Genomic DNA, 21,601 nt, shown 5'->3' with positions numbered 1-21,601 from the left:
TATTTTTGATACGAAATGCTTTCAATAAGTTTAAATAAGTTTTAACGTTTACTAAATTGTGATGCTTTACGAGCTTTTTTCAAGCCTGGTTTCTTACGCTCAACTTTACGTGAGTCACGTGTAAGAAGTCCTGCGCGTTTCAATGAATCGCGGAAGTCTGGGTCTACTTGAAGAAGGGCACGAGCGATACCGTGACGGATAGCTCCTGATTGACCAGCGTATCCACCACCTACAACGTTAACGAAAACGTCGTATGAACCTACAGTTGAAGTAACTGCGAATGGTTGGTTGATGACCAAACGAAGGTCAGCGTGTGGGATGTACTCTTCAACATCTTTTTTGTTAACAGTGATTTTACCAGTTCCTGGAACAAGGCGAACGCGTGCAACAGCGTTTTTACGACGTCCAGTACCTGCATATTGTGCTTGTGACATACTTTATTGTTCCTTTCCTTAGATAAGTCCTGAAATATCAAGAACTTCTGGTTGTTGTGCAGCGTGAGTGTGCTCAGCTCCAACGAATACTTTCAATTTCATACCTTGAGCGCGGCCAAGAGTATTGTGTGGAAGCATACCTTTAACTGATTTCTCGATCAAACGTACTGCATTTTTAGAACGAAGTTCACCAGCAGAGATTGATTTCAATCCACCTGGGTGGTTTGAGTGAGTGTAGTAGATCTTATCAGTAGCTTTTTTACCAGTCAATTTAACTTTTTCAGCATTGATAACGATTACGAAGTCACCTGTATCAGTGTGAGGTGTGAATGTTGGTTTGTTTTTTCCGCGAAGCACGCTAGCAACAACTGCTGAAAGGCGTCCAAGAGGTACATCAGTTGCGTCAACAACGTACCATTTGCGTTCTACTTGGCCTGGTTTAGCCATGAATGTAGTTTTGTTCATGATTTCTCCTATATGAATGTCGTTTTTGTTTACAGGGCGGATGTTCCGGTCCGCAAGTTATTTGAAAGGTTCCGGGGCCTTACAAATGGGGTAAACAATACCGCCTACTATTGTATCAAAATTCTAAGATAAAAGTCAACAGATTTGGAAAATTATTTGCGATTTTCTTTTCCCATGACAAATCCGATCAAGGCATTCGGGCCGACATGTGCAGAGATGACTGGTCCAAGGGGCATCACGAGGACTTCATCGACGCCATCAAGTGCAAGCATTTCTGCCTTCAACGCTTTGGCTCCTTCTAGATCGTTTGTATAAGAGACCAAGGCTGTGCTTTCACCGATATCGGTTTTGATCAACTCCAGTAATTCTCGGACGGCTTTTTTGCGTCCACGAACTTTCGTAATGGGCACTAATTTACCTTCTGCATCAATCCAGAGAATGGGCTTGATGCTGGCTAGACTTCCCATGATCGCAGCACTCTTAGAAAGACGACCGCCACGCATGAGGTGGTAGAGATCATCGACGAGGAAATAGGTCCGCAGTTTTGGAGCTAGAGCCATGATCTCTTCTTTGGCTTCTGCTAATGAGTGACCCGCATCGCGCGCAGCTACTGCCCGCATGACCAGGTAGCCCTCTCCAATCCCAGCAGCCTTCGGATCGACAATCTCGATCACGGCTTCTGGGTAGTCTTCCAAGACTAAATCACGCGCCATAACTGCACTCTGATAGGTCCCAGATAAGACCGATGAAAAGGCGACATAAAGTACAGCTTTCCCTTCTTTTACAAAGTGCTTAAAGGTCTCCTGGAATTGGCCCACATTGACCTGACTGGTTGTCGGTTTTGCCCCATTTTTCATGGCTTCTAAAAGCTCAGGGCTGGTCAATTGACCTTCTCCTACTGTCTGGTATACTGTTCCATCTAACTCAATGGTCAACCCAAGAATAGTCACCTGGTGTTCCTTGGCCCAGTTTTGGTCCAAATCTGCGGTCGAATCAGTCAAAATAGCAAATGTCATTTCTTGTCTCCCATCATTTCTTGTAATTGTCGCAATACTTGGTGATCGAGCGGTCGCATGGGTGGTTTTTGATCGTTAACCACTCGCTGCGCCTGATTGAGGTTTCCTTTGACGACTGCGACTCGTTTCTCTAACTCTCTCGCGGATACCCGAAGGGCCCCTTGAGCAAAGACAGTCCATTGTTCATGTAAGTCACTGGTCGCTACCGATACTTGGTGGAGGGGCGTATTGAGCTCTGCCGCCAAGCGCTCGATATAGTCGTCTGCCGTCTCATCCTCACCGGTAAAGACCACCTGAACATTGAACTCATCGTAGGTCTGCCGCACTCCTGGCATATACTGGGCATCAAAGACACAGATGACTTCGATCCCTTCAAAGCTAGCATAATGGCTCAGTTTTTGCAGGAGGATGTTGCGCGCCGCATCGAGCTCACTTTTTTGAAAGAGCTGGCGGGTCTCCTGCCAGAAGGCAATCATATTGTAGCCGTCAACCAATAAGATTTTTCGTTTCATATCATTGCCTTTCTACTATTTATATTATAGTCGGTTGCGAAAGACCTCATACATGAGGATGGCTGCTGCCACACTGGCATTGAGGCTTTGAACATGGCCATTCATAGGAATGGTGATCATCTCATCGACTTGCTTTTTGATATTGGCTGAGATCCCTTTTCCTTCATTACCAATGATCAAAGCCAACTTACCAGCCGTATTCCACTGATGAGATGGCGTGCCGTTCATGTCAGTCCCAAAGATCCAGAAACCTTCTTCCTTTAGCTTGTCTAGAGTTTGGCTGAGATTGGTCACACGTGCAATGGGAATGTGTTCCACTGCTCCGGTAGAAGTTTTTGAAACCACTGGGGTTACCCCGACTGCCCGGTGCTTAGGAATGATGACCCCTGAGACATTGGTCGCATCAGCTGTCCGCAAGATGGATCCAAGATTGTGCGGATCGGTCAAGCCATCGAGAATCAACAAAAGCGGGTTCTCTTCTTGGGCTGTCTGTTTCAAAATCGCTGCCAAGTCTGTGTAAGCAAAGGCTGCCACACGAAGAACGAAGCCTTGGTGAACAGCTCCTTCTGTCATTTCCTGCAGGGTTTTCTTTGGCGTCCAAGAAATCGACACTTTTTTCTCAGCTGCTAAGGCCTTGATCTTGTCGACATTTTTTCCTCGGAGGTCTTCTTGAATATATAATTTATTGCCTGTATTGGCTTGTAAAGCCTCGGTGACTGCGTGGACACCGTATACGATATCGTTATTTTCCATAAAACTAGTATACCACAAGAAAGGAGGAAGAGGCCAATTCATGATATAATGAAATGAAATCTATCTCAGCGAAACCAGCAAAATAGAAAGGAAGCCATGCCTCTTTTTCAACGAACCATCAAGCTCACCTTGGGCACCTGTTTAGCAGCGGCCCTTGCTTATGCTCTGGGCTTGACCTATGCCATCTCAGCTGGCGTCATTGCCATCTTGAGTATCTCTGATACGCGTCGCAGCACCATCAAGCAAGCCTACCAGCGTTTTATGTCGACCTTGCTGGCCCTTGCTATCGGAAGTCTCGCTTTTTCCTTTTTTGGATTCAACCTCTGGGCACTGGGAGTCTTTATCGCTCTCTATGCTCCTTGCGCCTTCCTATTAGGCTGGCAGATCGGTATCACCCCTAGTACGGTGTTGGTTACCCACCTCTTGATTGAGCAGTCTACCTCCTGGGGGCTCTTGCTCAATGAACTTGCTCTCTTTTTAATCGGGACCAGCTTTGCCTTGCTTGCTAATCTCTATATGCCTTCGAATCAGGATGCGATCGATCATTACCATGATGTTGTCGAAGACCAACTAAAGAAGATCCTTGGTCGTTTTGCGGAATTACTTGGTAAAGGGGATGGTCGCAATGATGCTCGCTTGATCAAGGAGTTGGACAGCATCCTAAAGGACGCTTTGAACCTAGTCTATCTGGACCATTCCAACCACCTCTTTCACCAAACCAACTACCATATTCACTACTTCGAAATGCGCAAGCGGCAAAACGATATTCTGCGGGATATGGCAGAAAACGTCAACCGCTGTCAGTTGGCGGCGAGTGAAAGTATGATCCTAGCACAACTATTTAAGAAGACAGCCCAACAGTTAAGTCAGGAAAATCCCGCCCAAGATCTTCTTGATGATATTAGTCAGTATTTAGCGATCTTTCGCGAACGCCCTCTTCCTAAGACCCGTGAAGAATTCGAAACACGCGCCACCTTGCTCCAACTCTTAAGAGACTTAGAAACTTTTATCCAGGTTAAGGTTGATTTTTACCAACAATTTCATAAGGAGACAGAATAGACAAAGAAGCCCTTGCAAGATGCAAAGGCTTTTTTATTCAGGCAGTTGTTGTAAACGCTTTCCTAAAATGGTATACTAGAACTGAAAAATAACTATTTAAGGAGGGTCTTCTATATGAAGTCTTCATATAAGAAACATTTGTACACTACGACACTCAGTCTCTCAGCGGCTGTCTTGCTTTCCGTTATTGGGCATGGTCAAGTTTCAGCCGATAGCGTAGAAGCGCCTCAAACGGAACCAAGCACGGTCCTTGAAGCGACACCTGCTACTGAGCAACCTGTGACCGCCGAGACGACTAGTCCCGCTACAGCCACAGACGTAACTCCTGCTAGTCCTGCAGAAAGAGCAGCGACTTCTGATGTGGCTTCTAGTACAGAAGTTGCTCCAACCGCTAGTCCAAGCACTACCCGTGCGACAACGACCGCTGACCAAGCGACTCGATTGGCGGATAGCACCATTTATCTCTCTGAAAAGAGCACGATTGATGACAAAGTCCAAGAAAAAGCTCAAGCTGCTGGCAAGATCAACTGGACCTTAGACAATAAGCCACTCTCTGAGTGGAAAACCTGGGATATGGAGACAGGAACACTGAGCAAGGATCCATTCCTTACTATCACAGAGACAGCAAACGGCAATGATCTGGATCTCCACATTGACGTGCAGGATCTCTTTGGTCAAGATCTCAGTCTTCGTAGCCCAAATAATATTCGCCGGACTTATCGCAACTACATCGGCAACCATGAACTAGTCGGGACCAATGCAGACTTGGGTGTGACCATCAATAAAACCCTTGTTTTTCGACCTTATCAAGACTACCATACACATGAAGAGATGCTAGCTGCCATCGAAAAATCCAAGGAAGAAGCGAAACCCGATCGTTTAGTGCAGCTGGAAACCCTTGGCAAGAGTGCCCAAGGACGGGATATGAAGATGGGGATCGTGAGCAAGGACCAAGCCAGCATCGATCACTACCTGTCTAGTACCAACCCTACAGCCTTGACCAAGCCAAGCGAAATGCTGGCCGCACTAAAAGACAAGACCTTGGATTACAAATTACCTGTCTTAGTCCACAATACCCACGCGGATGAACAGCCAGGCATTGATATCATCACAGGCCTCTTCAATACCTTTGCGACCAAGGAAAAGGTGACCTTTAACACCACAGATGAAGCTGGAAATGCTAAAACAGTCACGCTAGATATTCCAAGCTTGCTCAATAAATTCATCTTCTTATTTGACTTCACAGAAAACCCAGATGGGGATGCTCTCAACCTGCGGGCCCTAGCAAACGGGCTCGATCCAAACCGGGATGCCAGCTACCAGACCAACCCTGAAGTTCGCACGGTTATCCAAATGATCAACAAATGGAATCCGATCGCTCTCTACGACTTACACGGTTTTATCAAAGAATTCTTGATCGAACCTGCAACGCCACCACATGATCCGAACTTCGAATACGATCTTCTGTCAGACCTGATGCTAGAAAATGCCCATCATATGGGACGGGCAGGAGTTGCCAATTCTAAATACAATAGTTACATCATTCCAAAACTGGATTGGGGCGATGGCTGGGATGACTCCTTCTCTGGCTATACAGGAGTTTATGCTGTCTACCATGGTATCTTAGGCCATACCATTGAAATTCCGGAAGGAAATGAAGAATCCTACAAAGCAGGTCGCAATGCTGTCCTAGGAGGGATTGACTTCCTCAACCAAGATCCGGACCGTCTCCTTGAGATGCGTCTCAACTTCTACCTGCGTGGTCTCAATAAAACCGAAGATCCAAAAGCCGAAAATGAACTGGTTGGCCCAAATGGGGAAGTCGTTGGACGTGTGAAAAATGGTCGTCCGAAATTCTTCCCAGACTACTACGTCATCCCAATGAGCCTCGACAAAGACAACGATGCCCAAGAAGCCTTCAATATGATCGACTACTTCAAACGCAATGGTGTCCTCGTCAAGGAACTCAAAGAAGATATTGGCAACTATAAAAAAGGGGACTTGGTCATTGACATGGCCCAAGCCAAACGTGGCTATGCCAACCACATTCTCTACAAGGGCTCCAACGAATCTGCCTGGGCTGCTATGTACGCAGAGTTGCTGGTCAACTTCCCTGATATGAGAGGGTTCAAGTCCGAACCTGTCTTTGCGGATGGTCTTTTCAACGGAAAATTAGGAGAAGTCACCACCACCCGTGCCACTCGTACCTCTGAGATCGATCCAAAAGCTCCTTACTATGTGATCGCAAATACCTCAGCTAGCGCCGTTAAAGCTGTCAACCAGGCGATCGCACAAGGAAAATCTGTCTACCTAACAGACGATGGCTACATCGTTGACCGCGATACCTTTGCTTCGCTCCTGCCAAACTATGCCATTTATGGTGATGCCCTCTACAAGGTGCCAAGCGGACCAACCTTGAAACCGATGAAGGTCTACTCTCCAAACTACCACTATAATTGGGCTGGAGTAGATGCGCCTGCTCATACTAGTCTGGTCCTTGAAAAATTAGGCTTCCAAATCGTCAATACGCCAGAAGAAGCGGATGTTGTTATTTTGGAAAGCAACCGCTTTGACGCTTCCATCTTTGGTAAGAAACCAACCCTGGTCATTGGTGGGGAAGCCATGCAAAAATTGGAAAAATTGGGAGTTCTTACAGGATTTGACGCTGAAAAACTAAAAGGCGGTAGTGACTACGAAGGATTAATGAAAGCCATCATTGATGATCAGGATCCATTGACCAGCGGATACAAGAAGAATACCCTCTTCTACTCCAACTCAGGAAACTGGATTGAAAAGGTTCCAGAGCATTTCAAGACCTTGATGAGCATCGCTCCGAGCGATTATTATATTGCAGGTTGGTGGCCACATAACGATGTTCTGGCTAACAAAGTCATGGCCATCTCTGGAGAACTGATGGGACAACCACTCTTTGTCTATGCAGGAAATCCAACCAACCGTCAACACCCTGTCCACTTCTTCCGCTGGGTAACCAATGCGATCTTTGGCAACAAGTTAGCAAGCTTGATGGATTACGTTCCAGCTAAAGAACCAGATCAAGTGGTGGTACCAATTCATAACCAAACAACCAATCCACAGCCAATCTTGGCCAAGAAGGACACTCCTAAAGTGCTCCTTCCACAAAAAGAAATGACAACTAAAGAAGAAAGCGTGCAAGCCTTGACTTACCAAGTAGGACAAAGCTTCCAAGAAAGTCCAGCCAAGGCACAATTGCCACAAACTGGAGAAGACACAACGGCGCACTTCATTCTTTCAGGCTTCTTGCTAGCCGTTAGCGGAGGCTTCCTCCTCTTGAAAAAGAAAGAAGTTGAGTAAGTTCCAGATTTAGACCTGGATGACATGAAAAGAACCTTCGCAGATGCGAAGGTTCTTTTCTATTCTGCCAATTCCAACACAACCGTTTGGTAAGGGACTAATTCGAGCACTTGGTCTCCTTCTTGGAATAATCCTGCTGTATTATTTAAAACGACTGTTTTAATCGGAGCTGGCAACTCCAAGGTAGCCTGGCGATTTTGGAAATTGCTGACAACCAAGAGACGCTTGTCCCCACGGCGTTCAAAGGCGATGATGTTTTCACGGTCCCGATACGCTGGGATCATATCTCCGAATCGGATGGTATTTCCATAAAGGGGATGGCGATACAAGGCCGTCAACTGGCGATAGTAATTCAAGATGGAATTTGGATCCTTTTCTTGATCTTTCACATTGATGGCAACATTTGGTTTGGGACTGATCAACCAAGCTGGTCCATCACTAAAGCCCAGACCTGGCTCTGCTGACCATTGCATGGGTGTTCGCGCATTGTCCCGGCTGTATTTGGCAATCGCGGCCAAGGCTTCTTCCTCGGTCAAACCAGCTTCTTTCGCCACATGGTAGCCATTGATGGTCGCGATATCATCAAAGTCCTCCACCGATTCAAAGACTTGGTTTTCCATCCCAATTTCTTGGCCTTGATAGATAAAAGGAATTCCCTTGCGCAAAATCTGTATGGTTCCTAAGGCCTTTTTACTGGTATCGTTTACTGGACCTTCCGCAATATAATGGGACACTCCACGAGGTTCGTCGTGGTTTTCAATGATGGTCGATAGAACCCCAATGCAATCCGCGCGCTCATGCGCTTGGAAAATACTTTCCTTGAGTTCATCCGCTGTTGGAAGAGCATGGTCGAACCAGCCTTTTCCTTCTTGCCCCAGCATGGTTTGTTTGAAGTCAAAGATGGAAGAGAAGACACCATCTTTTCCAATAAAGAAGTGCAACTCTTCGTCAGTTTCATTGAAAACTTCCCCTACTGTGAAGGCGTTGTACTTGGCAAAAGTCCGCTCCTTTAACTCTTGCAAGAAAGGTTCAATCGGTTGGGCATTGACCAGAGACTCCGGTACTGGAACCAAGCCATTTTCGCGATCGGACGGAAGCGAACGCCATTCTAAATCCTTTTTGATATTGATAATGGCATCAATCCGGAAGCCTGCAATTCCCTTGTCCAACCACCAATTGATCATCTTATATATCTCTTCGCGCAAGACAGGATTTTGCCAATTGAGGTCTGGCTGATCCTTGTGGAAAGAATGGAGATAGTATTTATTAGTGCCAGGAACCGGCTCCCAAACACTGCCCCCAAAGTAACTTTCCCAGTTGTTGGGTTCTTTGTCACTTTCGATAAAATAAAAGTAATCCGCATAAGGACCATCTGGATCCGCTAAAGCCTTTTGGAACCACTCGTGATGACTGGAGCAATGGTTGACCACCAAGTCCATAATGATAGAAATTCCCCGCTTCTTGCCTTCCGCAATCAATTCTTCCATGTCTTCCATAGTCCCAAAAAGGGGATCAATGGCATAATAGTCTGAAATATCATATCCCTGGTCAATAAACGGACTCTTGTAAACAGGAGATAGCCAGAGAATATCAATTCCTAAGTCTTGAAGGTAATCGAGTTTCTCCGTGATGCCTTTCAAATCCCCAACACCATCACCATTGCTATCCTTAAAGCTTTTTGGGTAAATCTGGTAAGCGACCTTCCCCTTCCACCAGTCTTTTTCCATGTCTTGTCTCCTTAAAATGAAAGAGACCGAGACAAATCGTCTCAGTCTCTATCGTGTCAGTAGGTATTAGTATACTGTTTTTTCAGTTTCTTTATCGAAGAAGTGAGCTTTGTTCAAGTCAAATCCAAGTTCGATGGTTTCACCAGTTCCAAGGTAGTCACGCGCATCCACTTTAGCGATGAATTCGTTGTCACCAACTTGGCAGTACAAGTGAGATTCAGAACCGAGTAACTCAGACACAGAGATAGTTGCTTTTACGACTGATTCTGGGAAAGTTTCAAGGAAAGCAGCTTCTGTATTCACGTCTTCTGGACGGATACCAAAGATCAATTCTTTACCATCATAGCCTTTTTCTTTCAAGACTTTCAAAGCACCTTCTGGAACTTTCAAATTCAAGCCATTGGCAACGATGTATCCACCTTCCAATTTTACGTTAATGAAGTTCATAGCAGGGCTTCCGATGAATCCAGCTACAAATTTGTTGACTGGGTTTTTGTACACTTCTTGTGGAGTTCCGATTTGTTCTACACGTCCAATTGTACCAGTACCTGCAGGGTTTTTAGTAGCAGACATGATAACGATACGGTCAGCCAATGTCATCGCTTCTGTTTGGTCGTGAGTTACGTAGATCGTTGTAGCTCCGATACGACGGTGGATTTTCGCGATTTCAGCACGCATGGATACACGAAGTTTCGCATCCAAGTTTGACAAAGGTTCGTCCATCAAGAATACTTTTGCATCACGGACGATGGCACGTCCCATGGCTACACGTTGACGTTGACCACCAGAAAGGTCAGCTGGTTTACGATCCAAGAATTCTTTCAAGCCAAGGATTTCAGCTGCTTCTTGTACACGTTTGTCGATATCTTCCTTGCTGTATTTACGCAATTTCAAACCAAAGGCCATGTTATCGTACACAGTCATGTGTGGGTAAAGAGCGTAGTTTTGGAATACCATGGCGATATCACGGTCTTTAGGTGCCACGTTGTTTACAACAGTACCATCGATTGAACATTCACCTTCTGTGATGTCTTCAAGACCAGCGATCATACGAAGAGTCGTTGATTTACCACATCCTGAAGGACCTACGAAAACGATAAATTCTTTGTCTTTGATGTCCAAGTTGAAGTCTTCAACTGAGTAATGTTCGCTGTTTGGATATTTTTTGTAAATATTTTTAAGATTCAATTCTACCATGATGGTACTCCTTTGATTTTTATAGTTCTATTGTAAATGAAAACGTTTTACATTTCTATGGCAAGTCTCACAAAAAAGAAAAAGAGTTTTGTGCAAGTTGCACAAAACTCTGGATTGATTCTGTTTAAATCACATCTTGTAAAACTAAATGATAGCACAAGGCTAGATCTGTCAGATTTTTCAACTGAAGACCCGTCAACTCCTCCCACTTGTCAATCTTGTATTGAAGGGAATTGCGATGGAGATAAAGTTGCTGGGCCGCCTTGGTGACGACTGCCCCGTTGTCCCAGAGGGCGACAATGATGTCCTGCAACTGGTCTTGACTTCCAATCAACTGATGCAAACGTTCTTTGATAGGATGGAGTTCCAAATCTGCCTTCTCGATTCCCCATAGGTAGAGTTGAGAAAAGCGATAAACACCTTGATGACCTTCTCGAATCCAAGCTCGAAAGACAGCCTGTTCTGCTCGGATGACAGGAGACACTTTCCCGTCTTTAGACTCGGTCCATACTTGCCCGACCAGGATAGATAAACGAATATTGAAGTCATACTCCATGGCAGAGACGGTATCTTTTAAGATATCGGCCACAGGCAAAGACTGGTCTTGGTCCAGAATGAGCACATAGTCCTGCCCACTCAGTTGCAAGGTTGCTCGGAAATTGGGCAAGAGTGTCTGCATCATCTCCAACCAAGAAGCTGTCCCTTCTGCTGTCGAGTGCGAGATGTGGCAATAGACGAGTTGCATTTTTTTGATGACTTGAGGGGCATCTCCCTTTCCATCGATCAGGTATTGGTACCAAGGATTAGGGGCAACCTCTTCTTCACTGCCCAACCAGGAAATCAATTGTTTTTCTCGCTCGGTTAGCTCTTCTTCCTTCAGCAGCAACCATTGATGAGCCTGAAGGGGAATGGCTACATAACCAGCTGGTGGATTGGCTTGATCCGTCACCTCTGCATGAGGAAACCACTCTCTGATATTTTTCACTGCTTTCTTCCTTCTTCTACTTGCTGGATGCACCAGTCAATCAGCTCTTCTAGACGAGAGAGCTCTCCCGTCATATGGAGATAACCCATAACAGCCTCAAAGCCCGTCGACATCCGATAGGTCACGACATCCGCATTTTTGGCCTTGGTATGGCTATTGGTGTTGCGACCGCGCTTGTAGATCTCCAACTCTTTTTCCGTCAGAATTTCTTGCTCCAGCATGCTTTCAATCAAGCTAGCCTGAGCCCTAGCTGAGACATAGCGGGTGGCAGCCTGGTGAAGTTTATTGGGCTTAGTCATTCCTTGAAAGATCAGGTGTCTGCGAATATACATGGAATAGACCGCATCTCCCTCAAAGGCAAGGGCAATCCCATTGATTAGATTGACATCAATCACGTGTCCACCTTACACCTTCTTTTGTATCCAAGAGCTTGATTCCTTGCGCAGCTAATTCATCGCGAATGGCATCTGCTCGCGCAAAATCTTTCTTCGCCCGCGCTTCCTGACGTTCAGCGATCAAGGCTTCAATATCTGCATCCAAAACTTCTTCGACAAAGACCACTCCAAAGACTTCTAACATCTTGGTCAAGGCATCTTTGACGTCTTGATTGTAGTGACCTGAATTGATCCATTTAGCCAATTCAAAGACGACGGTGATGCCGTTTGCCGCATTGATATCTTCATCCATAGCCGCGATAAACTTGTCCACAAAGCCTTGTAAGTCTGCTGGATCCACTTCTCCTGTGAACGGTTGCTCATAGGTGTTTTTCAAATACTTGAGGTTGGTCTCCGCATCGCGAACCGCTTTTTCTGTGAAGTTAATGGGCTTGCGGTAGTGCTGGGTTGCAAAGAAGAAACGAAGCACTTGGCCGTCGATAGTCTTCAATGCATCATGCACAGTGATAAAGTTGCCTAAGGACTTGGACATCTTGACATTATCAATATTGACAAAGCCATTGTGCATCCAGTAATTGGCAAAAGTTTTTCCGGTCTTAGCTTCTGATTGAGCGATTTCGTTGGTATGGTGCGGAAACTCAAGGTCAGCACCACCACCGTGGATATCAATAGTATCCCCTAAAATTCCCGTCGACATGACCGAACACTCGATGTGCCAACCAGGACGACCAGGTCCCCAAGGGCTGTCCCAGGAAATCTCTCCTGGTTTGGCAGCTTTCCAAAGGGCAAAGTCAACTGGATTTTCCTTGCGGGCTGTTTCCTCATCTGTCCGACCAGAAGCGCCTAGCTCCAAGTCTTCTAGAGTTTTGTTGGCTAATTTTGCATAGTTGTGGGATTTTTCCACACGGAAATAGACATCTCCCTGGCTCTCATAGGCATAGCCTTTTTCGATCAAGTCAGCGACAAAACGAATGATGTCATCCATAAACTCGACCACACGAGGATGGCGAGTTGCAGGCTTCACGCCAAGAGCCGTCACATCCTCACGGAAGGCCGCAATATATTTGTCTGCCACTTCCTGAGGTGTGATGCCTTCTTCTTTGGCACGGTTGATGATCTTATCATCCACATCTGTAAAGTTGGAAATGTAGGCAACTTCGTAGCCACGATACTCAAAGTAGCGACGAATCGTGTCAAAGGCTACCGTTGAACGGGCATTCCCTACGTGGATATAGTTGTAAACCGTTGGTCCACAAACATACATGCGGACCTTTCCTTCCTCGATGGGGATAAATTCTCGCAGATCACGAGACATGGTATCATAAATTTTTAACACGCTTCATTTCCTTTCTGTTTCTACTCTTTTGGCTTCAAGTAAACCACCTGAGTCTGTTTGATAAAGCCAATCTTTTCATACAAGCGTTTAGCACCTACATTGTCATCTTCCACTGCAATCTGAAATTCCTTATCATTTTGCTCAATGACTTGGTTGACGACTGATTTTGCTAGATAGCTTCCGTAACCTTGCCCACGATAGACTTCAGCAATCGCAAGTCCATAAAGGTAATTGCATTTTCCAGATACATCGACCGTACAAACGCCAATCACTTGACCTTCTTTGAGTAATATGTAAAGCAGACTATCAGGATCCTTCAAGGCCTCTGAAATGTATCTGTGGCTCACTTCCGGTGCTTCCACTTCATCTGAGAAGGTTTGGTGGTGGAGCTGGGCAATGGCTTCAAGATAAGAAGGTTCCGCCAAGAGCACACCGACATCCGAACGGGAATCTAATGCATAAGCGGTTCGATCACGTCCTAACCAGGTTTCTGTTTCGCCATCCTCAACCAGTCCCCAATTGCTGGCAAAATCAGGATGATTCTCTAGAAAAATACGCTCTGTCTGAAAAGTCACAGACTCAATTGGATAAGATGCCGTTTCTTTCTCAAAACTTCCATACAAAGCACGCGCAATTCCCTGACGACGATAATTAGGATGGACCAGGATCGCCACATCCACATCTGGGTCATCTGCATAAACCGTTAATATGCCAATAAGTTCACCTTTTTCATAATAAAGGAAAAAGGCGGGCATATAGGGATCAAAATTGAGCATATTGGAGAGATAAGGATCCCGAAAAGTTCCGTCATCGTTCTGACAGATGGCAATAAGGGACTTTGCTTCCAGTAGTTGGTGGTCATTCAATGTATTGGTTGCTTGAATCACGTAGCGATCTCCTTACAAGCTAGAAGACCGATGACTGGCTTCCTTAGCATGCTCCATCTTATTCACGTAGTATTCGCGTTTTTCTTCTTCTTGGTGAATGATTGGCTCATCCTTCTTACCGTGCACACGAACAATTTTAGCAGGGACTCCGACAACGGTCACATCACTCGGTACATCGGAGACCACGACCGCTCCCGCTCCTACTTTGGCTTTGGCCCCAATCTCAATCGGACCGATGACCTGAGCATGAGCGGAGACCAAGGCTCCTTCACGAACCGTCGGATGGCGTTTACCGACATCCTTCCCTGTTCCCCCAAGGGTCACCCCGTGGTAGAGCATAACGCCTTTTTCAACAATGGCCGTTTCCCCGATAACGAGGCCCGCTCCATGGTCGATAAAGACACCAGAAGCAATGGTCGCACCTGGATGGATTTCAATCTGGGTCCAAAAACGCCAAAACTGACTATGCATCCGCGCCAAGAGCTTAAAGCCATGGTTCCACAAAAAGTGGGAAACACGGTGAGCTGCCAGTGCTTTGACGCCCGGATAGGTCAAAAGGACCTCCAGCGAGGTACGCGCTGCTGGGTCATTTTCTTTTACAATATCGATGGTTTCACGCCACCATCCCATACCGTGCTCCTCCTTTTTAAATGATTATTCTGAATCTTTTTGTGTAATAGTAAAGTCTTTTTTAGGTTTGTGGTCTTTGTTGTGGTGACGAGGACGATCGCCATGGCGATGAGTTTTTTCACCCTTTTCCTCGCTGTTTTCTGCTTTTGGCGGACGAGGGAGAAGAGCTTTCATAGAAGCATCGACACGACCTTTTTCATCGATCTTGATAATCTTCACATCGACTTCATCACCGATGGCTACCAAGTCTTCGACACGGTTGGTACGAGTCCAAGCCATTTCAGAGATGTGTACGAGGGCATCTGTCTTGTCAAAGAGGTTGACAAAGGCACCAAATTTCTCGATCCGAACCACTTTGGCATGGTAGACTTCGTCCACCTTCGCTTCACGCACCAAACCAGCAATGATTTCTTTGGCACGGTTAATGGCATCTTGGTCGCTCGAGTAGATTGATACGTTCCCTTCTTCGTCGATATCAATCTTAACCCCTGTTTCAGCGATGATCTTATCGATGGTTTCTCCACCCTTACCGATGACAATCTTAATCTTGTCCACATCAATCTTGATGGTATCAATTTTCGGAGCAGTTGGCGCCAATTCTGGACGCACTTCTGGAATGGTTGCTTCGATCACATCAAGGATTTCAAAACGCGCTTTCTTGGCTTGAGCAAGAGCTTCCGTCAAGATTTCTGCAGTAATCCCTTGGATCTTGATATCCATCTGAAGGGCTGTAATCCCATCACGCGTACCTGCAACCTTAAAGTCCATATCTCCAAAGTGGTCTTCCAAACCTTGGATATCTGTCAATACGGTATAGTTGTTTCCATCAGAAATGAGACCCATTGCAATACCTGCTACTGGTGCCTTGATTGGCACACCACCCGCCATAAGGGCAAGTGTTCCCGCACAGATAGAGGCTTGAGATGAAGAACCGTTTGATTCCAAAACTTCTGCTACCAAACGAATCGCGTATGGGAATTCTTCCAAGCTTGGCAAGACTTGAGCAAGCGCACGCTCACCAAGAGCACCGTGACCAATTTCACGACGACCAGGCGCACCGTAACGACCTGTTTCCCCTACAGAGTATTGAGGGAAGTTATAGTGGTGCATAAAGCGTTTCTTGTACTCTGGATCCAAACCATCGATGATTTGCGTTTCACCCATTGGTGCCAAGGTCAAAACAGAAAGGGCTTGCGTTTGTCCACGAGTAAAGAGACCTGAACCGTGAACGCGAGGAAGGAAGTCAACAACCGCATCCAAAGGACGGATTTCATCGACCTTACGACCATCCGGACGAACCTTGTCTTCTGTGATCAAACGACGCACTTCTGCATGTTCCATTTGTTCCAAGATTTCAGCTACATCACGCATGATACGGTCAAATTCTTCGTGGTCTGCATATTTTTCTTCGTAAACGGCTGTCACTTGGTCTTTCACCGCTTGAGTCGCAGCTTCACGAGCTAATTTTTCTTCTACTTGGACTGCTTTTTGGAGGTCACTGTTGTAGGTTGCAATGATTTCAGCTTGCAATTCAGCGTCCACATGAAGCAATTCTACTTCTGCTTTTTCTTTCCCAACTGCTGCTACGATTTCTTCTTGGAAGGCAATCAATTCTTTAACAGCTTCGTGCCCTTTCAGAAGAGCTTCCAACATGATTTCTTCTGATAATTCTTTAGCGCCAGACTCTACCATGTTGATGGCGTGCTTCGTACCTGCTACTGTCAATTCAAGAAGCGAGCGCTCAGCTTGTTCTTGCGTTGGGTTGATGACGATCTCCCCATCCACATAACCTACTTGTACCCCAGCGATTGGTCCGTCAAATGGAATATCTGAGATAGAAAGCGCCAATGATGAACCAAACATGGCTGCCATTGGTGCAGATGCATTTTCATCGTAAGAAAGAACCGTGTTGATGACTTGCACTTCATTACGGAAACCTTCCGCAAACATGGGACGGATTGGACGGTCGATCAAACGCGCTGTCAAAGTCGCATCAGTAGAAGGACGTCCTTCCCGTTTCATAAAGCCGCCAGGAAATTTCCCAGCCGCATACATTTTTTCTTCGTAGTTGACTTGAAGTGGGAAGAAATCCCCAGTTGCCATCTTCTTAGACATAACGGCAGCCGTCAAGACAGTTGACTCACCGTAACGTACGACAACAGCGCCATTTGCTTGCTTGGCAACCTGACCAGTCTCTACGATCAACTCACGACCCGCAAAAGTCGTTTGAAACACTTGTTTTGTCATTTTAATCCCCTTTGGATTGATAAAATTATACGACTTGCCTACAAAGATCAAGATATTTTGGACGGTTCGGCTTGCCGAACATTTCTGTAGAAAAATAGGAAGGTGACGCCGCACTCGATGAGTGCTAGGAAACTTATCTTTTTTCCTAAGAAATGAGGCCAAAATTCAGTTCATCAGGATACAAAGGGCGTGAAGAATCCCGTATGAAAATAGGAGATTAACGCAGTGTGCCACGCACACTAGGAAATCTATCTTTTTCACTAGGGATTTAGCCCGTGTTCAACTATCAAGATACTTAGGCCGCAAAAAGCAAAGTAAAAATAGGAAACTGACGAAGTCTTCGATGAAGACAAGACAGTTTATCTTTTTTACACGGCTTTTCGGCCGGGTTCAATTACTCAAGATACCAAGGCCACCCAACTCAACGAGATAGGAATTTCGACAGCCCATCTATTTGTTATATCCTCATCTTTGTATCCAAGCACGTATACCTTTTATTTTAACATATTCAAGCCCAAAAGAAAAAGGCTTTGAGGGCCTTTTTCTGTGAATCTTCAGCAAGTTCTATATAAAAATTTTAGAGCTAGATATAGCTTTTGATTATTTTTACGATTTCACGAATTCAGTGCTGTCGACATAAAAGCGTGTTTTATGGGTTCCACCCTTGTAGTTCTTGTTGTTACGTTTCAAGACAAAACGTCTGTATGGATCGGAAGTACCTTGGATAGTTGTTGTCACTTCAACTGAATCTTCATTGACTACCCATTCATCCGGCGAAGGAATCTCCATCGGTGGCATCGCTCCGCCACGACCACCAGGTACAATTTCGTAGAAGGCCTTGTCTTTTGTCGAATAGATCCAGCCATTTTTCTTTTCATTTGTTAGTTGGATCAGCTGGTCTTGTGAAAGACTGCGGATAGAGTCCGATGTCTCTTCTGCATTCAATTTATCAATGACATCTTGCAGATTATAGGTCCCAGGCGTGTAGGTATTGTAGTAATCAATGAACATGTCTTGTGGGTAACCATCAACCGCACCGTGATCATTGTTCAACTCCAGCAAGCGAGTCGGTTGTACCTGAAGCGAATAGGTCAAAGACGCACTGTTTTCAATGATCGAATAGATGTCCGCTTGGTCTGCTTTTGACAAGGTCCCAATGGCTTCTTTATCATGTTCATCTGACTTAGCTTCTTCTGTTTGCTCTTTTTCTTGGGCTTTGTCAGATGATTTTTTGACTGATGAAGCTCCTACAGGACTGTGCTTACGCTCATAGCGTTTTGGGGCACAGGCTGCTAGGGAAAGCAAGAGAACTGCAGCTAGTAAATATGTTCCAATTTTTTTCATGTTTGTCTCCCTATTTTTTAGTTCACACGGTAGTACAAATCGTTTCCATTCGTAGCATCACTCTTACTCCAGTAAATGGATTCACTGCCACCTTCTCTTGAAGGAATGAAAAGAATAGGCGTTTCGTTCGTTGCGCCAGGCATGCGACTAACTCCGTGTAAATTGCCTTCCTTGAAGTAAAAACCAGAAAATTGAACACCATTGACAGCACTACCATTGACCTTCACAATCCCTTGCGCATCAAACTCAATGCTCGTACCGTACTTATTTTTCCAAACTCCCGCTACACTTGAGAAATTTCCAGCTTTTATTTCATCTAGATTCATCTCAGTGCTTGTTTTGGCAGGGGCAGGAGCTGATTCGGCATTCCCATCCACGCGCGTTGTATAGTCAAGGGCGATCCAGCCTTGTCCAGATTCCAATTTGCCCCAGGTATGACCATCTGCCTCTACGGTTTCCGTAATGGTATGAGTCCCTTTTGCGATCATTCCTGCTGAGGGAGCTGAGGTTGAGGGCTCTTTTCGAATACGGAGATCGGCTACGGTAACTTGTACTTGGAAGATTTCTGATTTTTTCTCTTCTGCTTTAGCTGTTGATTTGGAATCCCCTGAACCATCAAATTTTTTCCAGTCTAGCTTACTGAGGTTCAACTTCTTAGCTGAAATCCCAAGAGCTTGTTCTGCTGTTTCCTTTCCACCAATTTGAATGGTTGCTTTCTTTTCTTCCTTGGCTTCCCCTTTTCCTAGCGAATAAAGGGTTAATTCCATTTCTGGATTAAGGGATTGCCAAGTAGCATAAACGATTTGCCCATTGTCAAAAACTTCTAAACTAGAGCGATAGCCACCTGCAGAAGCCACATAGGCTACGTGGAGCAAGGTTGGCTGGTTATCTTTCAAATAATACACAGCAGCAATCGTTTTGCCATCCCCAATCAGCAGTTCATCATTACCATCACGATTAAGATCCTCAAAAGCATATTGCCACTCATTGGTGCTTCCAAGTGTTTGAAGGTTAAAGACATAGGCATATTCTTCTGAAGTTGCTTCGATCTTCTTTAGTTCATTTTGTAAAGCTGTTTGGTCCTTAGTATTAATGGCAACCGCATAAGATTTATAGCGATCTAATACCTCTTGATAGTACTTTTGACCTGTATCCTTCTTCTCTTTTTTGACCGACGAAGAGCTTGCCGTTTTCGGTTTGCTTTGGCGTTCATAGCGTTTGGGCGTACAAGCCACCAGAGCTAGGACGGACGCACCCGCCAGTAGTGAAATCATAACCTTTTTCATAAAAACCTCCTCATATCTATCCTAGTATATCAAAAATGGTCAATTTTTCCAGCTCTTTTCAAGATTTTTACACAAGCATTTTCCCCTCTCCCTCTATGTTTCTGTCCTATTTTCTGCTATACTTAAGGAAGAATACCGATCAAAAGGAGAACATTATGGAATTAAAAAAACGTTCTGAATTTCCTGAGAATGAACTCTGGGACCTCACAGCCCTCTACCAAGACCAGGAAGACTTCTTGCGTGCCATTGAAAAAACACGTGAAGAAATCAATGAATTTGTCCGTAACTACAAGGGCAACCTCCACACCTTTGAAGACTTTGAAGCTGCCTTTGCGATCTTTGAGCAAATTCAGATCCAACTCAGCCACATTGGCAACTACAGCTTTATGCCACAAACCACTGACTTTGGCGACGAAGCTTTTGCGGAAATTGCTCAAGCGGGGATGGATTTCGAAACTTGGGCAAGCGTCGAACTTTCCTTCTTTGATGATGCTTTGGTAGAAGCGGATGAAGCAGTCCTCGAACGCCTGGGGCAACTCCCTCACCTCACTTTTGCCATTCGTCAGGCTAAAATTAAAAAAGCTCACTACTTGGGAGCTGATGTGGAAAAGACCTTGACCAACCTGGGTGAAGTCTTCTACGGACCACAAGACATCTATACCAAGATGCGGGCAGGCGACTTTGAAATGGCTGATTTCGAAGTGGACGGAAAAGTTTACAAGAATAGCTTTGTCACCTATGAAAACTTCTACCAAAACCATGAGAATGCGGAAGTCCGTGAAAAAGCCTTTCGTTCTTTCTCAGAAGGTCTCCGCAAGCACCAAAACACGGCTGCTGCTACCTATCTAGCTCAAGTCAAGTCTGAAAAGCTGATTGCAGATATGCGGGGCTACGACTCTGTCTTTGACTACCTCTTGGCTGAGCAGGAAGTAGATCGTGCCATGTTTGATCGCCAGATTGACCTGATCATGAAGGACTTCGCTCCGGTCGCTCAAAAATTCCTCAAACACGTGGCCAAGGTCAATGGCCTTGAGAAAATGACCTTTGCTGATTGGAAGTTGGATTTGGACAGCGCGCTCAACCCAGATGTCACCATTGATGATGCTTATGACTTGGTCATGAAATCTGTGGCACCTCTTGGAGAAGAATACTCCCGCGAAATTGCCCGCTACCAAACCGAACGTTGGGTCGACTTTGCTGCCAATGAAGGCAAGGATTCCGGTGGTTATGCAGCCGATCCATACCGTGTCCATCCTTATGTCCTGATGAGTTGGACAGGACGGATGAGCGATGTTTATACCCTGATCCATGAGATCGGACATTCTGGTCAATTCATCTTCTCAGACAACAACCAAAGCTACTTCAACGCCCACATGTCGACCTACTATGTGGAAGCTCCTTCTACTTTTAACGAGCTCCTCCTCAGCGACTACTTGGAACACCAGTTTGACGATCCTCGTCAAAAACGCTTTGCCCTAGCTCACCGTTTGACAGACACCTACTTCCACAACTTCATCACCCACTTGCTGGAAGCAGCCTTCCAACGCAAGGTCTACACCCTGATTGAAGAAGGTGGAACCTTCGGCGCTAGCAAGCTCAATAGCATCATGAAGGAAGTCTTGACCGAATTCTGGGGAGACGCTGTTGAAACAGATGACGATGCGGCTTTGACCTGGATGCGCCAAAGCCACTACTACATGGGACTTTACAGCTACACCTACTCAGCTGGATTAGTAATCTCAACAGCGGGTTACTTGCATTTGAAAAACTCTGAAAACGGAGCTAAAGATTGGCTGGACCTCCTCAAATCAGGCGGTAGCAAGACACCACTTGAGTCAGCCATGATTATCGGAGCAGATATCTCAACTGACAAACCACTTCGTGATACCATCCAATTCCTTTCAGACACTGTCGATCAAATTATTGCTTACAGTGCAGAATTGGGAGAATAAGATTCAAAAAAAGCTAAAGAAGGTTCATTCCTCTTTAGCTTTT

The 21,601-nt window shown here is 45.5% G+C and carries 18 protein-coding genes; 3 read left to right on the top strand and 15 right to left on the bottom strand.

Annotation, left to right across the window (positions count from 1 at the left end; translation table 11 throughout):
- Positions 1 to 41 precede the first annotated feature (41 nt).
- From rpsI to rlmB, 5 genes are all read right to left on the bottom strand, one after another.
- Positions 42 to 434 carry a 30S ribosomal protein S9 gene (rpsI, locus tag GMC92_RS07990; protein ID WP_000075973.1) on the bottom strand — a complete coding sequence of 131 codons (393 nt, stop codon included), beginning with the start codon at positions 432 to 434 and terminating at the stop codon, positions 42 to 44.
- A gap of 18 nt (positions 435 to 452) precedes the next feature.
- The gene (gene rplM, locus GMC92_RS07985) at positions 453 to 899 is read right to left on the bottom strand and encodes a 50S ribosomal protein L13 (RefSeq protein WP_002876943.1); all 447 of its coding nucleotides are present in this window, start codon (positions 897 to 899) and stop codon (positions 453 to 455) included.
- Between the two features lie 152 nt (positions 900 to 1,051).
- Positions 1,052 to 1,915 carry a DegV family protein gene (locus GMC92_RS07980; RefSeq protein ID WP_155200120.1) on the bottom strand — a complete coding sequence of 288 codons (864 nt, stop codon included), beginning with the start codon at positions 1,913 to 1,915 and terminating at the stop codon, positions 1,052 to 1,054.
- On the bottom strand, positions 1,912 to 2,427 hold the full coding sequence (locus GMC92_RS07975) for an NYN domain-containing protein (RefSeq protein WP_049506652.1): 516 nt from the start codon (positions 2,425 to 2,427) through the stop codon (positions 1,912 to 1,914). The genes GMC92_RS07980 and GMC92_RS07975 overlap by 4 nt, the downstream gene beginning before the upstream one ends.
- Before the next feature lie 24 nt (positions 2,428 to 2,451).
- Positions 2,452 to 3,180 carry a 23S rRNA (guanosine(2251)-2'-O)-methyltransferase RlmB gene (rlmB, locus tag GMC92_RS07970; protein WP_003010074.1) on the bottom strand — a complete coding sequence of 243 codons (729 nt, stop codon included), beginning with the start codon at positions 3,178 to 3,180 and terminating at the stop codon, positions 2,452 to 2,454.
- 96 nt (positions 3,181 to 3,276) lie between these two features.
- Between rlmB and GMC92_RS07965 the strand changes: the two genes are divergently transcribed.
- Both GMC92_RS07965 and GMC92_RS07960 read left to right on the top strand, forming a co-directional pair.
- Complete coding sequence (locus tag GMC92_RS07965; RefSeq protein WP_155200119.1) at positions 3,277 to 4,239, top strand: aromatic acid exporter family protein; 963 nt, start codon at positions 3,277 to 3,279, stop codon at positions 4,237 to 4,239.
- A 114-nt stretch (positions 4,240 to 4,353) separates the two neighbouring features.
- Positions 4,354 to 7,572 (top strand): LPXTG-anchored zinc carboxypeptidase, encoded by a 3,219-nt coding sequence (locus tag GMC92_RS07960; protein WP_155200118.1) that lies wholly within the window; start codon positions 4,354 to 4,356, stop codon positions 7,570 to 7,572.
- Positions 7,573 to 7,631: 59 nt separating this feature from the next.
- Here GMC92_RS07960 and GMC92_RS07955 read toward each other — a convergent pair whose 3' ends face one another.
- The 10 genes from GMC92_RS07955 to GMC92_RS07910 all read right to left on the bottom strand — a co-directional run bounded on the left by GMC92_RS07955 (position 7,632) and on the right by GMC92_RS07910 (position 19,606).
- Positions 7,632 to 9,299 carry an alpha-glucosidase gene (locus GMC92_RS07955; protein WP_155200117.1) on the bottom strand — a complete coding sequence of 556 codons (1,668 nt, stop codon included), beginning with the start codon at positions 9,297 to 9,299 and terminating at the stop codon, positions 7,632 to 7,634.
- A gap of 66 nt (positions 9,300 to 9,365) precedes the next feature.
- Positions 9,366 to 10,496: an ABC transporter ATP-binding protein gene (locus GMC92_RS07950; protein WP_155200116.1), complete on the bottom strand. Its 1,131-nt coding sequence runs from the start codon at positions 10,494 to 10,496 to the stop codon at positions 9,366 to 9,368.
- Between the two features lie 124 nt (positions 10,497 to 10,620).
- Positions 10,621 to 11,481, bottom strand: a complete 861-nt coding sequence (locus GMC92_RS07945) for a helix-turn-helix domain-containing protein (RefSeq protein ID WP_272145008.1) — start codon at positions 11,479 to 11,481, stop codon at positions 10,621 to 10,623.
- Positions 11,478 to 11,876 (bottom strand): Mini-ribonuclease 3, encoded by a 399-nt coding sequence (locus GMC92_RS07940; protein WP_003004765.1) that lies wholly within the window; start codon positions 11,874 to 11,876, stop codon positions 11,478 to 11,480. The genes GMC92_RS07945 and GMC92_RS07940 overlap by 4 nt, the downstream gene beginning before the upstream one ends.
- Positions 11,869 to 13,212, bottom strand: coding sequence for a cysteine--tRNA ligase (cysS, locus tag GMC92_RS07935; protein ID WP_049483812.1), 1,344 nt, complete (start codon positions 13,210 to 13,212; stop codon positions 11,869 to 11,871). Before cysS ends, GMC92_RS07940 begins: the two co-directional genes overlap by 8 nt.
- 20 nt (positions 13,213 to 13,232) lie before the next feature.
- Entirely contained in the window at positions 13,233 to 14,099 is an 867-nt protein-coding gene (locus tag GMC92_RS07930; protein WP_049516407.1) for a GNAT family N-acetyltransferase, read from the bottom strand.
- Positions 14,100 to 14,111: 12 nt separating this feature from the next.
- The gene (cysE, locus tag GMC92_RS07925; protein ID WP_061604741.1) at positions 14,112 to 14,729 is read right to left on the bottom strand and encodes a serine O-acetyltransferase; all 618 of its coding nucleotides are present in this window, start codon (positions 14,727 to 14,729) and stop codon (positions 14,112 to 14,114) included.
- Positions 14,730 to 14,753: 24 nt separating this feature from the next.
- Entirely contained in the window at positions 14,754 to 16,976 is a 2,223-nt protein-coding gene (pnp, locus tag GMC92_RS07920; protein WP_049483815.1) for a polyribonucleotide nucleotidyltransferase, read from the bottom strand.
- A gap of 606 nt (positions 16,977 to 17,582) precedes the next feature.
- Positions 17,583 to 18,320: a hypothetical protein gene (locus GMC92_RS07915; protein ID WP_049473317.1), complete on the bottom strand. Its 738-nt coding sequence runs from the start codon at positions 18,318 to 18,320 to the stop codon at positions 17,583 to 17,585.
- 17 nt (positions 18,321 to 18,337) lie between these two features.
- Entirely contained in the window at positions 18,338 to 19,606 is a 1,269-nt protein-coding gene (locus tag GMC92_RS07910) for a DUF6287 domain-containing protein (RefSeq protein ID WP_118228584.1), read from the bottom strand.
- Positions 19,607 to 19,761: 155 nt separating this feature from the next.
- On the opposite strand from GMC92_RS07910, the gene pepF reads away from it, so the two are divergent.
- On the top strand, positions 19,762 to 21,558 hold the full coding sequence (pepF, locus tag GMC92_RS07905; RefSeq protein ID WP_155200114.1) for an oligoendopeptidase F: 1,797 nt from the start codon (positions 19,762 to 19,764) through the stop codon (positions 21,556 to 21,558).
- The last annotated feature ends 43 nt before the right edge of the window (positions 21,559 to 21,601 follow it).

The sequence above is a fragment of the Streptococcus parasanguinis genome, assembly GCF_009717775.1.
Taxonomy (GTDB): Bacteria; Bacillota; Bacilli; order Lactobacillales; family Streptococcaceae; genus Streptococcus; species Streptococcus parasanguinis_AG.
The sequence above is the reverse complement of the archived record's forward strand: the minus strand, read 5'-3'. Positions and strand labels throughout refer to the sequence as shown.